General features: G+C 66.8%; 18 protein-coding genes and 2 tRNA genes. 7 read left to right on the plus strand and 13 right to left on the minus strand.

What is annotated here, in order from left to right; all coding sequences use genetic code 11:
- Positions 1-7 precede the first annotated feature (7 nt).
- From ACSVC7_RS14500 to ACSVC7_RS14515, 4 genes are read left to right on the plus strand one after another with little or no spacing between them, the layout of a single operon-like run.
- Positions 8-715 (plus strand): alanyl-tRNA editing protein, encoded by a 708-nt coding sequence (locus tag ACSVC7_RS14500; protein WP_448205041.1) that lies wholly within the window; start codon positions 8-10, stop codon positions 713-715.
- Positions 716-731: 16 nt separating this feature from the next.
- Complete coding sequence (gene sseA, locus ACSVC7_RS14505; RefSeq protein WP_448205042.1) at positions 732-1,604, plus strand: 3-mercaptopyruvate sulfurtransferase; 873 nt, start codon at positions 732-734, stop codon at positions 1,602-1,604.
- A complete protein-coding gene (locus ACSVC7_RS14510) occupies positions 1,601-2,041 on the plus strand; it encodes a GNAT family acetyltransferase (protein ID WP_448205043.1) in 441 nt (146 codons plus the stop codon). Before sseA ends, ACSVC7_RS14510 begins: the two co-directional genes overlap by 4 nt.
- Positions 2,017-2,646: a GNAT family N-acetyltransferase gene (locus ACSVC7_RS14515; RefSeq protein ID WP_448205044.1), complete on the plus strand. Its 630-nt coding sequence runs from the start codon at positions 2,017-2,019 to the stop codon at positions 2,644-2,646. The genes ACSVC7_RS14510 and ACSVC7_RS14515 overlap by 25 nt, the downstream gene beginning before the upstream one ends.
- 38 nt (positions 2,647-2,684) lie before the next feature.
- Here the strand turns inward: ACSVC7_RS14515 and ACSVC7_RS14520 are convergent, their stop codons facing one another.
- The 5 genes from ACSVC7_RS14520 to ACSVC7_RS14540 form a co-directional block, all read right to left on the minus strand.
- Entirely contained in the window at positions 2,685-3,770 is a 1,086-nt protein-coding gene (locus ACSVC7_RS14520) for a pyridoxal phosphate-dependent aminotransferase (RefSeq protein ID WP_448205045.1), read from the minus strand.
- 116 nt (positions 3,771-3,886) lie between these two features.
- On the minus strand, positions 3,887-4,669 hold the full coding sequence (locus ACSVC7_RS14525; protein WP_448205046.1) for an amino acid ABC transporter ATP-binding protein: 783 nt from the start codon (positions 4,667-4,669) through the stop codon (positions 3,887-3,889).
- A 15-nt stretch (positions 4,670-4,684) separates the two neighbouring features.
- Positions 4,685-5,788, minus strand: a complete 1,104-nt coding sequence (locus ACSVC7_RS14530) for an amino acid ABC transporter permease (RefSeq protein ID WP_448205047.1) — start codon at positions 5,786-5,788, stop codon at positions 4,685-4,687.
- A 5-nt stretch (positions 5,789-5,793) separates the two neighbouring features.
- Positions 5,794-6,993, minus strand: coding sequence for an amino acid ABC transporter permease (locus ACSVC7_RS14535; protein ID WP_448205048.1), 1,200 nt, complete (start codon positions 6,991-6,993; stop codon positions 5,794-5,796).
- A 198-nt stretch (positions 6,994-7,191) separates the two neighbouring features.
- Complete coding sequence (locus ACSVC7_RS14540; protein WP_448205049.1) at positions 7,192-8,214, minus strand: amino acid ABC transporter substrate-binding protein; 1,023 nt, start codon at positions 8,212-8,214, stop codon at positions 7,192-7,194.
- A 240-nt stretch (positions 8,215-8,454) separates the two neighbouring features.
- On the opposite strand from ACSVC7_RS14540, the gene metC reads away from it, so the two are divergent.
- Positions 8,455-9,633, plus strand: coding sequence for a cystathionine beta-lyase (metC, locus tag ACSVC7_RS14545; protein WP_483508379.1), 1,179 nt, complete (start codon positions 8,455-8,457; stop codon positions 9,631-9,633).
- Between the two features lie 24 nt (positions 9,634-9,657).
- Entirely contained in the window at positions 9,658-10,077 is a 420-nt protein-coding gene (gene hisI / locus ACSVC7_RS14550; RefSeq protein WP_448205051.1) for a phosphoribosyl-AMP cyclohydrolase, read from the plus strand.
- A gap of 471 nt (positions 10,078-10,548) precedes the next feature.
- On the opposite strand, the gene ACSVC7_RS14555 is transcribed toward hisI, so the two are convergent.
- The 4 genes from ACSVC7_RS14555 to ACSVC7_RS14570 all read right to left on the minus strand — a co-directional run bounded on the left by ACSVC7_RS14555 (position 10,549) and on the right by ACSVC7_RS14570 (position 11,781).
- Positions 10,549-10,791, minus strand: a complete 243-nt coding sequence (locus ACSVC7_RS14555; protein ID WP_448205130.1) for a DUF6460 domain-containing protein — start codon at positions 10,789-10,791, stop codon at positions 10,549-10,551.
- A 464-nt stretch (positions 10,792-11,255) separates the two neighbouring features.
- A tRNA-Arg gene (locus tag ACSVC7_RS14560) sits at positions 11,256-11,332 on the minus strand.
- A gap of 24 nt (positions 11,333-11,356) precedes the next feature.
- Positions 11,357-11,653 (minus strand): ETC complex I subunit, encoded by a 297-nt coding sequence (locus tag ACSVC7_RS14565; RefSeq protein ID WP_448205052.1) that lies wholly within the window; start codon positions 11,651-11,653, stop codon positions 11,357-11,359.
- 51 nt (positions 11,654-11,704) lie between these two features.
- A tRNA-Pro gene (locus tag ACSVC7_RS14570) sits at positions 11,705-11,781 on the minus strand.
- 143 nt (positions 11,782-11,924) lie between these two features.
- Here ACSVC7_RS14570 and ACSVC7_RS14575 point away from each other — a divergent pair.
- Positions 11,925-12,389 carry a hypothetical protein gene (locus tag ACSVC7_RS14575; RefSeq protein ID WP_448205053.1) on the plus strand — a complete coding sequence of 155 codons (465 nt, stop codon included), beginning with the start codon at positions 11,925-11,927 and terminating at the stop codon, positions 12,387-12,389.
- Between the two features lie 3 nt (positions 12,390-12,392).
- Here ACSVC7_RS14575 and ACSVC7_RS14580 read toward each other — a convergent pair whose 3' ends face one another.
- The 4 genes from ACSVC7_RS14580 to ACSVC7_RS14595 form a co-directional block, all read right to left on the minus strand.
- Positions 12,393-13,625, minus strand: coding sequence for an ABC transporter permease (locus ACSVC7_RS14580; protein ID WP_448205054.1), 1,233 nt, complete (start codon positions 13,623-13,625; stop codon positions 12,393-12,395).
- Positions 13,622-14,380: an ABC transporter ATP-binding protein gene (locus ACSVC7_RS14585; RefSeq protein WP_448205055.1), complete on the minus strand. Its 759-nt coding sequence runs from the start codon at positions 14,378-14,380 to the stop codon at positions 13,622-13,624. Before ACSVC7_RS14585 ends, ACSVC7_RS14580 begins: the two co-directional genes overlap by 4 nt.
- Complete coding sequence (locus tag ACSVC7_RS14590; protein ID WP_483508380.1) at positions 14,370-16,010, minus strand: HlyD family secretion protein; 1,641 nt, start codon at positions 16,008-16,010, stop codon at positions 14,370-14,372. Before ACSVC7_RS14590 ends, ACSVC7_RS14585 begins: the two co-directional genes overlap by 11 nt.
- 136 nt (positions 16,011-16,146) lie before the next feature.
- The gene (locus ACSVC7_RS14595) at positions 16,147-16,581 is read right to left on the minus strand and encodes a DUF192 domain-containing protein (protein ID WP_448205057.1); all 435 of its coding nucleotides are present in this window, start codon (positions 16,579-16,581) and stop codon (positions 16,147-16,149) included.
- Between the last annotated feature and the right edge of the window lie 56 nt (positions 16,582-16,637).

A 16,637-nucleotide genomic window follows, 5' to 3' on the forward strand; every position in this document is an offset into this window, starting at 1 on the left:
AGGCCCCATGGAGCTGATCTTCCGCGAGGACGCCTACGCCAAATCCTGCGCCGCCACCGTCATGTCCGTGGACGAGCGCGGCATCCGGCTCGACCGGACGGTGTTCTATCCCAACGGCGGCGGACAGCCCGGCGACACCGGGATTCTGCGATTCGCCGGGGGCGAACTGCGGATGGCCGACACGGTAAAGGGCGACGGCATCGACGACGTGCTGCATGTGCCGGAGGCGGGCGCCGCCCTGCCCGCGCCCGGCACGGCCGTTGAGGCGGAGATCGACTGGGACCGCCGCCACCGCCACATGCGCATGCACACGGCGCTGCACCTCGTCTGCGCCGTGCTGCCCGGCGCCTCCATCACCGGCGCGCAGGTGGGGGCGGATCGCAGCCGCGTGGACTTCAACGTCCCGACCGGCACGCTGGACAAGGACGCGATCGCCGACGCGCTCAACCGCCTGATCGCAGCCGATACGCCGGTGAACTCCCTCTGGATCACCGATGAAGAGTTGGACGCCAAGCCCGACCTCGTCCGCACGCTGACCGTAAAACCGCCGCGCGGCAGCGGGCGCGTGCGGCTGGTGGACATCGACGGGGTGGATCTGCAACCCTGCGGCGGCACCCATGTGGCGCGCCTGGGCGAGATCGGCGCGCTGGAGGTCGTGAAGATCGAAAACAAGGGCAAGCAGAACCGGCGCGTCGTCGTCGCGCTGAAGGACTGAGAGGGGAACAAACGCCATGACTGAAGCCCTGCCCGGCCCGATCGTGCCGACCGACTGGCTCAGCCGCAATCTGGGCGACTCGCGACTGCGCGTGCTCGACGCATCCTGGTTCATGCCCGGCTCCGGCCGCGACCCGCGCGCGGAGTTCGAACAGCGCCATATCCCCGGCGCCATCCACATCGACATCGACGACGTGGCGACCCCGAACACCCACCCGCTGCCGCACATGGTCCCGAATGAGGCGACCTTCGCCGCCAAGATCGGCGCGCTGGGCGTCGGCAACGAGGACACCGTCATCGTCTACGACAGCGCCGGCATGGCCACCGCCGCCGCCCGCGTCTGGTGGCTGTTCCGCCTGTTCGGCCATGACCGTGTCGCGGTGCTGGACGGCGGTTTGCCGAAGTGGCTTGCCGAGGGGCGCGCGGTCGAATCCGGCGCCGCGAATCCGGTGCCCAAGAGCTTCACCGCCCGCCTGCGCCCGGACTTGCTGCGCCGGGTCGACGACGTGCTCGCCAACATCGAGCGTGGCGCGGAGCAGGTCGTGGATGCCCGTGCCGCCAACCGGTACGAGGGCGTGGTTGCCGAGCCTTGGCCGGGCCGCCGCAGCGGACGCATCCCCGGCAGCCTCAATCTACCCTTCACCGACCTGATCGACGCCGACTCCAAGACCCTCCTGCCGGCCTCGGTCATCGCCGAGAAGGCCAGGGCGTCCGGCATCGACCTTGGGCGGCCGGTGGTCGCCTCCTGCGGCAGCGGCGTGACGGCCTGCGTGATTGCGCTGGGCTTGGCCGCGGCTGGCAAGGACGACGTGGCGATCTACGACGGGTCCTGGGCGGAATGGGGCCTGCGGCCGGACCTGCCGCTGGAAACGGGGCCGGCGAAGCGGTGAGCGGCGACACAGCCCTGGCGATCCGCCCCTTCGCCGACGGGGACCGGGATACCGTCGTCGCCCTGTGGACCGCCTGCGAGCTCGTCGTCCCCTGGAACGACCCGGTGGCGGACATCGCGCTGGCTCTGTCGAAGCCAAACGCGGCTATTCTGGTCGGCCACGAGGGCGGCCGGCTGGTGGCGTCGGTGATGGTCGGGCATGACGGCCATCGGGGCTGGTTCTACTACCTCGCCGTGGCTCCAGCTTGCCGGGGCCGCGGTTACGGCCGGGCGATGGTCGCGGCGGCGGAACGCTGGTTGATCGAGGCGGGCATGCCCAAGGTGCAACTGCTGGTGCGCGAAACCAATCACGCGGTGATGGCGTTCTACGAGCGGTTGGGCTATGCCACGTCGCCCGTCACGATGATGCAGAAATGGCTCAGAACCCCTTCTCCCTGACCCCGCCCCTGCCCTCGTCCATGCTCGCCGCGCCGGTGCCGCCGGGCTGCCTGTCGGTCATCGTCACCTATCTGGAGATGACCGCGCCGCCGACCCACGCCCCGTTGCCGCGGCCGGCTGGCGATGTAGCGCTGGTGCGGGCGCACCCGCCGACGGCCTCCTTCTACCGCTATCTGTACGACACGGTGGGTGAGCCCTGGCTGTGGCACGAGCGCCGGCAGATGCCGATGCCGGACCTGGGCCGGATCGTCACCGACCCGCGCGTCGAGGTGTGGGTGCTCTACGTCAATGGCACCCCCGCCGGCTATGCCGAGATCGACCGGCGCGAAGCCGACACCGACCTTGCCTATTTCGGGATGATCCCGGACTTCATCGGGCTGAAGCTCGGCCCCTGGCTGCTCGACACGGCGATCCGGCTGGCTTGGCAGGGGCACACGAAGCGGTTGCTGGTGAACACCTGCACCTTCGACCACCCGAAGGCCCTGCCGCTCTACCAGTCCATGGGCTTCATGCCCTACCGGCATGTCACGCGCGAAATCCTGGACCCGCGCGTCCAGGGCTGGCTGCCACGCACCGCCGGGCCGCACATTCCGATCATTGAATAGGCCCGATCACCACCGAGTAGGCCCAATCATCGAATAGGTCAGCTGAGGATTTCCCCGAGTGCGGCAACGAGGGCGCGGTTTTCGTCCTCACGCCCCACGGTGATGCGCAGGCAGTCGGTCAGCCCGTAGTCATGGACCGACTTCACCAGGATGCCGCGTCGGGCCAGATGGTCCATGATGGCCTGGACGCCCAGCGACGGGTCGGTCGGGATGCGCGTCAGGATGAAGTTGCAGACGCTGGGGTACACGCGCACACCGACCTGCTCCAGCTCATGGCTCAGCCACGGCAGCCATGCGGCGTTGTGCTGGTAGGTCGCCTCCTCATGCTCCGTGTCGAGGATCGCGGCGGCGGCGGCGGCCTGGGCGGCCACGCTGACGTTGAAGGGGCCGCGCGCCTGGTTGATCGCCTCGACCACCCCGGCCGGCCCATAGGCCCAGCCCACGCGCAGGCCGGCCAGCCCATGCATCTTGGAGAAGGTCCGCACCATCAGCACGTTGTCGGAGTTCTCCACGACCTCCGTCCCGTCGCTGTAATTGTCGCGGCGGCAATACTCGGCGTAAGCGGAGTCGAGCACCAGCAGCGTGTGTGACGGCAGCCCGGCGCGCAAGCGCTGGACGGCCTCCACGGGAATGTAGGTGCCGGTCGGGTTGTTCGGGTTGGCGAGGAAGCAGATCTTCGTCTTTTCGTTCGCGCGGTCGATCATCGCCTCGACATCGACCACCAGATCACGCTCCGCCGCGATGACCGGCGCGGCGCCGGCCGCCCGGATGGCCTTCAGGAAGCCGCGATAGCCGTGGTCATGGCACAGCACCTCGTCGCCCGGGCCGGCGAAGGCCTGCGTGACGAGGTGGATCATCTCGTCGGAGCCGGCGGCGCAGGTGATGTGGCTGGCGTCCAGCTCGTAACGCCGCGCGATGGCCTGCCGGAGCTGGTCCTGCGCCCAATCGGGATAGCGGTGGATTTGGCCCGCCGCATGCCGGTAGGCGTTGAGCGCCTTCTGCCCCGGCCCCAGCGGGTTCACGGTCAGGGACAGATCGACCCAGGCGGCGCCGTCCTGCGGAGGACGGGTGGGCCTGTAGGGCTTGATCTGGCCGATGCCGGGACGGGGGCTCAGCAGCTCCATGGGGCGGTCTCCGTTGTGCGATGCACCAACAGCACGAACGGGCCGCATTGAACCTGAAACCGGCGCAGCCCGCCAGTGCTGAGTGCGGGCTGCGCCGGATTATCGCGCTCCCGCGATCAGTGATTCAGAATCTGGCTGAGGAACAGCCGCGTCCGATCCGATTGCGGGTTGGTGAAGAACAGGTCGGGGGTGTTCTGCTCGACGATTTCGCCGCGGTCCATGAAGATGACGCGGTCGGCCACGCTCTTGGCGAAGCCCATCTCGTGGGTGACGCAGAGCATCGTCATGCCGTCCTCGGCGAGGCCGATCATGACGTCCAGCACCTCCATCACCATCTCCGGGTCGAGCGCCGAAGTGGGCTCGTCGAACAGCATCACCTTCGGGTTCATGCAGAGCGAGCGGGCGATGGCCACGCGCTGCTGCTGGCCGCCGGACAGCTGGCCGGGGAACTTGTTGGCCTGCTCGGCGATGCGCACCCGTTTCAGGTACTTCATCGCCAGCTCTTCCGCCTCCGCCTTCGGCTTCTTGCGGACCCAGATGGGGGCGAGCGTGCAGTTCTCCAGCACGGTCAGGTGCGGGAACAGGTTGAAGTGCTGAAACACCATGCCGACTTCGCGGCGGACCAGTTCGATGTTCTTCAGGTTGCCGGTCAGTTCGATCCCGTCAACGACGATGCTGCCCTTCTGGTGCTCCTCAAGGCGGTTCAGGCAGCGGATCAGCGTCGACTTGCCCGAGCCCGAGGGGCCACAGATGACGATCCGCTCGCCCTTCGCGACGGACAGGTTGATGTCCTTCAGGACGTGGAACTCGCCATACCACTTGTGCACGCCCTGGCAGCGGATGATCTCCCCGCCTTCGGGGAAGGTCCGCTTGGTGCTCACGGCTTGAGCCATGCTCATGACTGTCCCTCTCCCTTACCGGCGGTGGCCGCGACGCAGGTCGCGTTCGAGTTTTTGGCTGTATTTCGACATCGAGAAGCAGAAGACCCAGTAGATGACGCCGATGAACAGGTACGCCTCGCGGTAGAAGCCGCGCCACGCCGGATCGGACAGCGCCGCCTTGGCGGTGCCGAGCAGGTCGTACAGGCCGATGATGATGACCAGCGAGGTGTCCTTGAAGGAGCTGATGAAGGTGTTCACCAGCGGCGGGATGGAGATGGAGAGCGCCTGCGGCAGGATGATCTTGCGCATCGCCTGCCAATAGTTCAGGCCCAGCGCGTCGGCCGCCTCGTATTGGCCCTTTGGGATCGCCTGCAGACCGCCGCGGATCGCCTCGGCCATGTAGGCGGCGGCGAACATGATGAAGGCGATCTGCGCGCGCAGCAGCTTGTCGAAGTTCACGCCGGTCGGCAGGAACAGCGGGAACATCACCGACGCCATGAACAGCAGGCTGATCAGCGGCACGCCGCGGATCAGCTCGATGTAGGTCACCGACAGCACGCGGATGGCCGGCAGGTTCGACCGCCGGCCGAGCGCCAGGAGAATCGACGCCGGAAAAGCAACCGACAGACCGACCACCGACAGGATCAGCGTCAGCGGCAGACCGCCCCAGAAGGTGTTCTCCACATAGCTCAGGCCGAAGACGCCGCCCCACATCAGGATGGCGACGGCCGCGATTCCCGCCACCCAGACCAGACCCAGCCACGGTTTCCAGAAACGCCGGTCGCAGCTTGCCAGCAGCAGTGCGATGATGATCGCGATGGTCACCAGCGGGCGCCACTGCTGGTCGTAGGGGAAGGTGCCGAACATGATGAAGCGCAGCTTTTCGCTGACGAAGGTCCAGCAGGCGCCGCCCGTCTGCCGGCACACCTGGGGCGTGGTGCCGATCGGGTTGGCGTTGACGACCAGCCAGTCGAACAGCGGCGGAATCGCGCGCATCAGGCCGTAGATGATCAGGATGGTCAGGAGCGCGTTGTACCAGGTGTTGAACAGGTTGTTGCGCAGCCACGCGATGGGGCCAACGGTGTTGGCCGGCGGGCGTTCGTCCGGAAGGCTTCCGGTGTGGACGTTCTCGGTCATGTCCGTCAGCGCTCCACCAGCGCGATGCGCTTGTTGTACCAGTTCATGAAGATCGAGATGCCGATGCTGATGGTCAGGTAGGCGCCCATGATCATCGCCACGCCCTCGATCGCCTGGCCGGTCTGGTTCAGCGTCGTGTTGGCGATGGACACCAGATCGGGATAGCCGATGGCCAACGCCAGGGAGCTGTTCTTGGTCAGGTTCAGATACTGGCTGGTCAGCGGCGGGACGATGACGCGCAACGCCTGCGGCAGAACGACGAGGCGAAGCGTCCGCCCGCTGTTCAGGCCCAGCGCGCGCGCGGCCTCCGTCTGGCCCCAGTTCACGGCCAGGATGCCGCTGCGCACGACCTCGGCAATGAAGGCGGCGGTGTAGACGGTCAGGCCGGTCAGGATCGCGAAGAACTCCGGCGAGATCACCGTCCCGCCTCGGAAGTTGAAGCCGGCCAACTTCGGCACGTCGAGCGCGGTCGGCGCGCCGCCCGCGATGTAGGCGATCAGCGGGAAGCCGATGACGAGGCCGAGCACCGTCCATCCAATCGGGAAGGGCTGCCCCGTCCGCGCCTGCCGGGCCTTTGCCCAGCGATGCACGAAGACCGCCACGATCACCGCCAGCGCCAGCGCGAATCCCATGGTGCCCCACACCGGATCGGCGACGGGGACCGGCACGAACAGACCGCGCTGCGACAGGAAGACACCCGGAATCGGGTTCAGCGCCTGACGCACCGGCGGCATGCTGTCCGACACCAGCGCGTACCAGAAGAAGAGCTGGAGCAGCGGCGGGATGTTGCGGATGATCTCGACATAGGTCGACGCGATTTTCGCGATCAGCCAATTGCTGGACAGGCGCGCGACGCCGATGATGGTGCCGAGCAGCGTCGCCAGGACGATGCCGAGGACCGAGACTTTCAGCGTGTTGATAACACCGACCAGGAAGGCGCGGCCGTAGGTGTCGCTGGGCGCGTAGCTGATCAGGCTCTCGCCGATGCCGAAGGACGCCTCGCGTTCCAGGAACCCGAAGCCCGTGGCAATCGACCGCCGCGACAGGTTGTCGAGCGTGTTGTGAATGAGATACCAGCCGACCGCGACGACGATGCCGACCACCAGAACCTGGTAGAACACGGCCCGTACCGTCGGGTCGCTGAGGGAAAACGATGCGCCACCCTGCGCGCTCCCGCGCACGGTGTCCCGGGTCTCAGTGGCCACGGTTCTCTCCCTCACCGTCATGACGGGGGTGCAGACGCACGCCTCCCGGTCGCCGGCGCACCCGCGTCACGATAAGAAACGTCTCCCAGAAGGCGGCGGGCACGGGCTTTGGTCTTTTTCGCCCATTTGCGCCACCGCCCTGCACTCGAAAGGAGGGCCGCCCATCCCCCTGTGAACAGGCGGTCCCCTTGTCCCGGCTTAGCGGATCGGCATCGCGTACTGCAGGCCGCCGTTGGTCCACAGCCCGTTCAGGCCGCGTTCCAGCTTCAGCGGAGTGCTCTTGCCGACGTTGCGCTCGAAGATCTCGCCGTAGTTGCCGACCTTCTTGATGATGTTGTAGGCCCACTTCTCATCCAGGCCGAGCGCCTTGCCCATGCCCGGCGAGACGCCCATGAAACGCTGGATTTCCGGGTTCTGGCTCTTCAGGGAGTCGTCGACGTTCTTGGAGGTGATGCCCGACTCCTCCGCCTGGATCGTCGCGAAGACCACCCACTTCACGATGTCGAACCACTGGTCGTCGCCATGGCGGACGGCCGGGGCCAGCGGCTCCTTGGAGATGATCTCCGGCAGGATGACGTAATCATCCGGCTTCTGCGCCACGGACGCGCGGGTGGACGCCAGCTGCGAGGCGTCGGTGGTCAGCACGTCGCAACGGCCGGAGAAGAAGGCCGCGTTCACCTCGTCGTTGTTCTCGATGACGACGGGGTTGTAGGACATGTTGTTGGAACGGAAATAGTCCGCGAGGTTCAGCTCGGTCGTCGTGCCGGACTGCACGCAGACGGTGGCGCCGTTCAGCTCCTTGGCGCTCTTCACGCCCAGCTTGTTGGCGACCATGAAGCCCTGGCCGTCATAGTAGGTGACCGGGGCGAAGTTCAGCCCCACCGAGGTGTCGCGGGTCAGCGTCCAGGTGGTGTTGCGGGAGAGCAGATCGACCTCGCCCGACTGGATGGCCGGGAAGCGCTGCTGCGCCGACAGCGGCGTGAACTTCACCTTGTTCGGATCGTTGAAAAGGGCGACGGCGACCGCGCGGCAGTAGTCGACATCTAGACCGGTCCAATTGCCGGAGCTGTCGGGGTTGCTGAACCCCGGAAGGCCGGCGTTCACGCCGCATTGCACGAAGCCGCGTCCCTTGACGGCGTCCAACGTCGGTCCGGCCTGCGCGGTCGTGACGGCGCCGAACACCAGTGCCGCGGCGGTCGCGGCGAGAAATCCCGATTTCATCGTTAAGCTCCACCCTGTCTTTGCGTTATTCGCTTTCGATGCTTGTCGCGCCGGTCCCAACGGAGGGCGAACGCGTGTAACAAGATTGCACCAACATCGACGGACTGTCGAATCCTCCGTGACCCAAGCATTAGCGTTTCCTCATCCCTTACAGGGGCTTACGATAGGATTATCCATTGGCCTGCCGGGTCTCGGGATGCCAAGATGAAGTGACTAGTTCCCGTTGTTGCGGAAAGACCTATGAAGGACGCAAAAAACGAAACGATTCTCGGCCACGCGGGACGCAATCCACGCGGCAACCACGGAATCGTGAATCCGCCGGTCTATCACTGCTCGACCGTTCTTTTCCCGACTTTGGCCGAGTTGGAGGAGAGCGACCGCAATCCGTTCGAAGGCGTCCATTACGGCCGCATGGGCACGCCCACTTCCTACGCCTTCGAGGAGGCCATCGCCGAACTGGAGGGCGGTTTCCGCGCGGTGAACACGGCGTCGGGGCTGAACGCTATCGCCACGGCGCTGCTGGCTTTCACCAAGGCCGGCGACCATGTGCTGATCACCGACAGCGCTTACGGCCCGACGCGCCGATTCGCCAACGACAGCCTCGCCTCCTACGGCGTGGAAATCCAGTATTTCGACCCGACTATTGGCGCGGGCATCAAGGAATTGCTGAAGCCGAACACCAGCGTCGTGTTCCTCGAATCGCCGGGCTCCCTCACCTTCGAGGTCCAGGACGTGCCGGCCATCGCCGCCGCGGCCAAGACCGTCGGCGCCACGGTCATGATCGACAACACCTGGGCGACCCCGCTGCTGTTCCAGCCGCTGCGGCATGGGGTCGACGTGTCCATCCACTCGGCGACCAAATACATCGTGGGTCACGCCGACGCGATGCTGGGCGTCATCACCTGCGCCGACGAGGAGCACTGGCTTGCGGTCAAGAAGGCCGCGACGCGCACCGGCACCTGCGCCGGTCCGGACGACATCTTTCTCGGCATGCGCGGATTGCGTACGCTGTCCGTCCGCCTGAAACAGCACCAGGAAAGCGCGCTGGCTCTTGCCGACTGGCTGTCGAAGCGCCCCGAGGTCACCCGCGTTCTGCACCCGGCACACCCGGACTGCCCCGGCCACGAGATCTGGAAGCGGGACATCGGCGCGTCCTCCGGCCTGTTCTCCGTCGTCATGAATCCGGTGCCGAAGACGGCGCTGGCTGCCATGCTCGATCCTATGGAGCTGTTCGGCATGGGCTATTCCTGGGGCGGGTTCGAAAGCCTGATCCTGCCGGTGCGCCCGGCGGCCGTCCGCACCGCCACGCGCTGGACCGATCCGGGCACCGTGCTGCGCCTGCACGCCGGGCTGGAAGCGGTTGACGACCTGATTACGGATCTGGACCGGGCCTTCACGCGCCTCAACAAAGCCCTGTAAGGCTCTGACAAAAGGGGATCTCTCATGACGGACGCCGCAGCGTTCGATGATGTTCTCGCCGCGATCACGTTCAACGCGGACGGGCTGGTGCCGGCCATCGCGCAGGCGGAGGGCACCGGCGAAATCCTGATGATGGCCTGGATGAACCGCGACGCGGTTCTGGAGACCTTGTCCACCGGCCGCGTCTGCTACTGGTCGCGGTCACGCGGCGGGCTGTGGCGCAAGGGCGAAACCTCCGGTCAGGTGCAGCGGCTCAAGGATTTCCGGATCGACTGCGACGGCGACACCCTGCTCCTCATCGTGGAGCAGGACGGCGTGGCCTGCCACACCGGCCGGCGGAGCTGCTTCTACCGTGCGGTGCGGGACGGAAAGCTGGAGGTGATTCAGCGGGTTGAGACGGACCCGTCCGTGCTCTACGGCCACACGCACAAGGGCGGTTTTTGAAACTTCGCTGCGCCGCCGAAGGAACTTTTGATCTATATCAACGTCCGAGGGTAGCCGTTGGGTTAGAAACCGACTGTCTCTAACCCTCCCTGTATTCGCCTATGCCGGGGGTTCCAATGGAACCCTCGGCTATTTTTTTGTCCATCAACCGCCGGATTGGGGCACGGAAGTTTCAAATATCAGGGAATTTTGATGTAGATCAACGTAGGGCATAGGCGGATCGGCTATTTATCGCTCGTCTCTAACCCTCCCTGTATTCACTGAACCGGAGATTCCCTGGAATCTCCGGTTTTTTCTTGTCCGCGGAAGTCCGACGAAGCGGTTTCGACAGATAACGCTGACCCTTGATGTGGATCAACGTGGCACAGGCTGAGAGGCGCTACAAAACGGCTGTCTCTAACCCTCCCTTCTATGGCTTAGGAGGCTCCGGAAACGGTGCCTCCCTTTTTTTATGCGGATTTCTCTTTGACATCAGGGACGGTGGCGCATGCGCGTCCAGCGCAGGACCGCCGCCAGCACGGATAGCGGGACCACGATCACCGCCCCAATCAGGATGTATGGCAAAGCCCAGTGGAAAAGTTCGCTGCCGAGTTCCGCAATGTTGCGGATCGTGGCCCAGGTGTTGGTCAGAATGCTCGCGGGGTTGATGTCGAGGAAGGACAGCACGAGACCAACCAGGAAACACAGCAGCAGTGTCCGGACGATCCACCCCACCAAGGCATCACCTCGCGTCGCTCTTCAGCCCAAACGGCCGTTCGGTAAACGCCGCGACCCTTGCCCGGTTCCGACCATGCCTGCCTGAGTTCGGCTACGCATTGCCGGATGCGAAACGCTTAAGAGTTGCCGCCCGGACGCTCTTCAGGATTATCCCCAAATTCTGTGGATAACTTTGTGGATGCCCCCGCAACCACCCAGCGGAAATCGGGCCTTGAGCCTGTTGCCCGCAATTTGGGCGAAGGCATGAGACGCGCTCAACACAAAGGATTTACGCCAGATTCCACCGCGGGCGGAAACTGCAGTGTCGCAGCGCGGCATATGAGCGCAGCGTCGCCGGACTGGGGATAACTGTGTTGTTCATTTCCGAATCAGCGATGCATCCGAAAGCTGCTGCCATCGGATGCACATGATTGGACAACAGAGATTCTCAATCGGAGCGCGCGCCGGAAGCGGCGCCGGGATGGCGACCCCAGCAGGGTTCGAACCTGCGACCTATCGCTTAGAAGGCGATTGCTCTATCCAGCTGAGCTATGGGGCCCCGGCCCGATGTCGAAAGCCGCGATCAGAAGCGCGGCCGATCGGTGCGGAAGTTGTCGGCGTAGTTGCGCGGACGGACGCGGCGGACGGGCGCGTCCTGGACGGCGTATTCGAAGCCCTTGCGCTCGGCAAAGGCGATGGCCTCTTCCACCGCGTCGAAGCCGATCCTGACCTGATTCAGGGTATCGCCCGAGCTGATCCAGCCCATCAGCGGCTCCGGACGGCGCGGCGTCTCGATTTCGTATTCGAGCAGCCAACGATGCGTCTTCGCGCGTCCGGACTGCGTGGCCGCCTTGCTCGGCTGATAGATCCGGACCTTCATGACGCGTCGTCTCCTCTGATCGGTGTGCGTTGCATCGTTCGTACACTTTGGTGGTCGGGGCGCCCGGATTCGAACCGGGGGCCTCCAGTACCCAAAACTGGCGCGCTACCAGACTGCGCTACGCCCCGACAACGCGCAGTGAGATACACGAACCCCGCGCGAACAGCAAGGAGCAGGCGCGCCTATCCGACTGGGCCAACCCTACCGTATCATGATGTGCGAGCGTCGCGCCCCAAAACGCGCCGCCATCCCCATTGAGCGTCCATCTGTCATGCCCCTGCCCCGCTTCGCCGTCTTCGTGCCGAACCTGGAGAATGGCCCCATCCAACGGAGCATGGTCGCGCTGGCGAACGGGCTGCAACGGCGCAGCCTTGCGGTGGATGTGGTGGCCCCCATGGGTGGCGGCCCCCTGCGCGCCGCCCTAGACGGGGGCATTGGGCAGATCGACCTTGCGAAGCGGCATACGACGACCTCGGTGCTGGCGCTCGCCCGCATCCTGGCGGAGCGTCGGCCGGTCGGGCTCGTGTCGCCGGTCCAGACGGCCGGACCGGTTGCCATTGTTGCATCGTTCCTGGCCCGCACGGGAACGCCCGTGGTCGTCGTGGATACCCAAGCCATGGACCGGAACCAAAGCGCCCTGCACCGCGTCCTGCTCGCCCGCGCGACGGCGATCGTTCACGGTGCCGACGATGTGGAAGCCATTGCCGCGCACTGCCTCGCCGCCTTCAGCCTGTAATGATCACTCGTGCCGCAAGGCGTCGATGGGATTCAGCAGCGAGGCGCGGCGCGCCGGGTAAAGGCCGAAGAAGACGCCCACCAATCCGCTGACCATCACGGCCAGCACCACGGCGTCCATCTGGATCAGCGTCGGCCAGCCGGCGAGTTGCGCGACGATCATGGCAGTCCCGATCCCGACCACCACGCCCGCCCCGGCGCCGATGATCGACAGGGTCGTCGACTCGATCAGGAACTGCATGAGGATGTCGCGCCGCCGCGCGCCGACGGCGAGGCGCAGGCCGATCTCCCGCGTGCGCTCCGTCACGCTGACCAGCATGATGTTCATGATGCCGATCCCCCCGACCAGCAGCGAGACGGCCGCTACCGCCGCCAGCAGGAAGGACAGGGCGCGGGACGAGGCGTCGCGGGTCGCCGCGACTTCCGACAGGTTGCGCATCCAGAAATCATCGTCCTGCCCGGCGGCCAGCCGATGGCGCTGGCGGAGCAGTTCGCGGATCTGGACCTGCGCCTCGTCCAGGTCGGCTCCCTCGGCCATCTTCACGACCATCGTATGAATGAAGCGCGGGTTGGACTTCGCCATGCCCGGAATGTTCCGCTTCGCCATGGACAGCGGAACGAAGATCACGTCGTCCTGATCCTGCCCCTGCGTGTTCTGTCCCTTCTCGCCGAGAACGCCGATGACGGTCATCGGTGTGGAGGCGACGCGCACCTGCTCCCCCACCGGATCGCCGCCACCGAACAGGTTGGTCACCACGGTCCGGCCGAGCAGAACGACCTTGTTCGCCTGGGCCACGTCCTCGTCGGTGATGGAGCGCCCGCGGACGACGCTCCATTCGCGGGCGTCCATATAGTCAGGCGTGATGCCGAACAGCACGGTTCCCCAATTCTGGTTGCCCGCGACGATCTGAAGCCCCCAGCGCACCGACGGCGCGGCGATCTGGGCGCCGGGGATCTCGTTCACGATGGCCGCCGCGTCATCCTCCGTCAGAGAGGCTGCGGTACCGGCGCCCAGCTTCACCCCGCCGCGTACGATGCTGCCCTGCCCGACCATGACGAGGTTGGTGCCCAGGCTGGCGATCTGCCGCAGCACCTGGTCGCGCGCCCCGGCCCCCACGGCGACCATCGCGATCACCGCCGCCACGCCGATGACGATGCCCAGCATGGTGAGCGCGCTGCGCAACGGGTTGGCGCGCAGGGCCTCCAGGGCGGTGCGGACGGAATCCAGCGGGTTCACGGCACCGCCTCCTCCGGCACTTGCCGGCGGTCGTCCACCAGACGGCCGTCGCGGAAGGTCAGAACGCGGCCGGCGTAGCGCGCCACGTCCGGTTCGTGCGTCACCAGCACGACGGTGATGCCACCCCGGTTCAGGCGCTGGAACAGCGCCATGATCTCCAGGCTGGTGGCGCTGTCGAGCGCGCCCGTGGGCTCGTCGGCGAGCACAAGCACCGGGTCGTTGACCAGCGCGCGGGCGATGGCGACGCGCTGCTGCTGGCCGCCGGACAGCTGGGTCGGGCGGTGGTGCGCCCGCGCCTCCAGCCCCACCGCGCCCAGCGCCGCGAGCGCCCGCGCGTGCCGGCTCGCCCGGTCCACCCCGGCGTAGACCATGGGAAGCTCCACGTTGGCCAGGGCGGATTGGCGCGGCAGCAGGTTGAAGGACTGGAAGACGAAGCCGATCCGGCGGTTCCTCACCACCGCCAGCTCGTCCGCCGACAGGCGGCTGACCTCCTGCCCGTCGAGCCGGTAGCTGCCCGCGTCCGGCCGGTCGAGACAGCCGAGCAGGTTCATGAAGGTGGACTTCCCGGATCCGGACGGTCCCATCACCGCCACGAACTCGCCCCGTCGCACCTCCGCCGACACACCGTCGAGCGCGCGGACGGTGTGCGGCCCCATGGCATAAGCGCGCACAAGGCCGCGCACCGCGATCAGCGCCGGATTGTCCGTCTCTGGTTCCGCCCGGGTGCGGTCGGGGCAGGCGGTGTCAGAAGCCAAGGCGCGGCCCCCGGCGGTTGTCGGAGCGGTCCGGCTGGGCGACGCCGACAATCACGTCCTGCCCGGCCGCAAGCCCGCCGGAGACCACCTCCGTAAAGCTGCCGTCGCTGATGCCGAGACGGACCGGCACGCCGACCGGAGTTCCCTGCGCACCGGGCACCCAGACGGTTCGCGCCGTCTCGCCCCCCGCACGGTTCGCCAGGATCGCTTCGAAGCGGTCGCGCTGGGCGGGAGCGAGCGCGGCCGCGATCCGCTGCTCCGCACGGGCGCGGACGTCGCGGGCCTCGGCCCGGCGACGTTCGGGATCGCCGGCTTCGGACCCCAGCGCGGCGAAGCGGTCGCGCGCATCGCCTACGATGGCGCCCAGTTCTTTCCGCTTGCTCTCGTCCAGCTTCAGCTCGTCGGACAGCGCCGTGACGAGGGCGGCCAGCGCCTGGGCGCCACGCCCGCCGCTCGGGCCGCCCAGCGTCGGGGTGGGCGCCAGCGCGTCGGCCGGCGCCTCCACGCCGGGCGGGCGGAAGCGCAGGGCGGCGTTGGGAAGCTTCAGCACCCGGTCCCGCTCGTTCACGGTGATGCTGAGGTTGGCCGTCATGCCCGGAAGCAACCGCAGCCCGGGATTTTCCACCGTGATGACGGCGATGTAGGTGACGACGTTCTGGTCCTGGTTGGGCGCCAGCCGGACCTGCGAGACGGTGCCGCTGAACACCTCGCCGGGGAAGGCCGTCACGGTGAAACGCACCGGCAGCCCCTCGCGCACACGGCCGATGTCCGCCTCGTTGATGTTGGCCAGCACCTCCATCTGCCGGAGATCCTGGGCGATGGTGAACAGGGTCGGTGCGGACAGGCTGGCGGCCACGGTCTGGCCGATGTTGATGGCGCGGTTGACGACCACCCCGTCGATGGGCGAGCGGATCACCGACCGCTTCACGTCCACCTCGACCAGTTGGAGCGCCGCCTCCCGCTGGGCCACCTGGGCACGGGCAACCTGCACCTGCGCGTTGGAAACCTCCAGCGTCGCCTCGGCGGACGCGAGCCCCGCCTCCGCCTGCTGCCTCTGCGCGGTGCTGGAGGCGAGCTGGGCACGCGCCGTGCGCGCCGCCGTCTCCGTCTTCTCAAGGTCGGAGGTGGAGACGACTCCGCGCCCGCGCAGCTCCTGCCGCCGGGCAAGGTCGCGGTCGGCGTCGCGCAGCGCGAGGTCGGATCGCAGGATCTGGGCGGCGGCGTTGGCGACGTTGGCCTTGGCGTTCGCCACGTCGGCCCGCGCTTTGTCGAGTTGGGCCACCTGCTGGTTCAGCGTGGCACGCGCGGCCTCCAGATCGGCCCGCGCCTGGGCCAGCCGCGCGTCGAGCTGGTCGCCGTTCAGGCGGGCAAGCACCTGCCCCTCGCGGACTTGGCTGTTGAAGTCGGCGTTCAGCTCCGCGATCTGGCCGGAAAGCTGGGAACCGACCTCCACCGTCACCAGCGCGCTCAGCGCACCGGTGGCCGTGATGGAGCTGACCAGCGCCCCTTCCTCGACCCTGGCCAGGCGATAGGCCGGTGCCGGTTCCGCCTTGGCCAGGACGAAATAGGTGGACAGCCCCGCCGTACCCAGCAGGGCCACCGTCAGAATGGGAAGGAAACGCCGCACCATCGCCACTCGCCGCCCCGCTGCTCCGTGCGCACCACTCGCCCCCACGCCGGTATAGCCGGCCATCTGGACGTAAATGTGGGCGATGCGGCGGGCGAAGTCACCGGCATTGGCGAACGGAGATTACTTCGCCCGGAGGCTATTTCGCAGTGCCGAACACCGGATGCAGCACGCGGTCGCCCGCCCGGATGCCGAGCCGCGCGCTCATGCCGCCGTTGACCTCCAGGATGCCCTTGACCGGAGCCGCGGAATTGATGGCGTCGAGCGACTGCGGCACCGCGTTCGGGTGGATGTTGACGATCTTCCCGTCCGCGCCGATGAAGATCATGTCGAGCGGGATCAGCGTGTTCTTCATCCAGAAGCTGGCCGGCTGCGGGTGGTCGTAGACGAACAGCATCCCGGCATCCGGCGCCATCGTTTCCCGGAACATCAGCCCCTGCATCTGCTGCATGGGCGTCTCGGCCATCTCCACGTCGAAGCGGTAATGCCCGCCCGCCGCCGTTTCGACCGTCAGGGACGACCGTGCAAAGGTCTCCAAAGCCGCCGCGGGAAGGGCCGTCAGAAGAATCGCCACACCGAAAAGGAAGCCCCGCACAAGGAGACCCCGCAGAGTCCGTCCGATCATCTCAC

It is taken from the genome of Azospirillum mesophilum, from assembly GCF_053470405.2.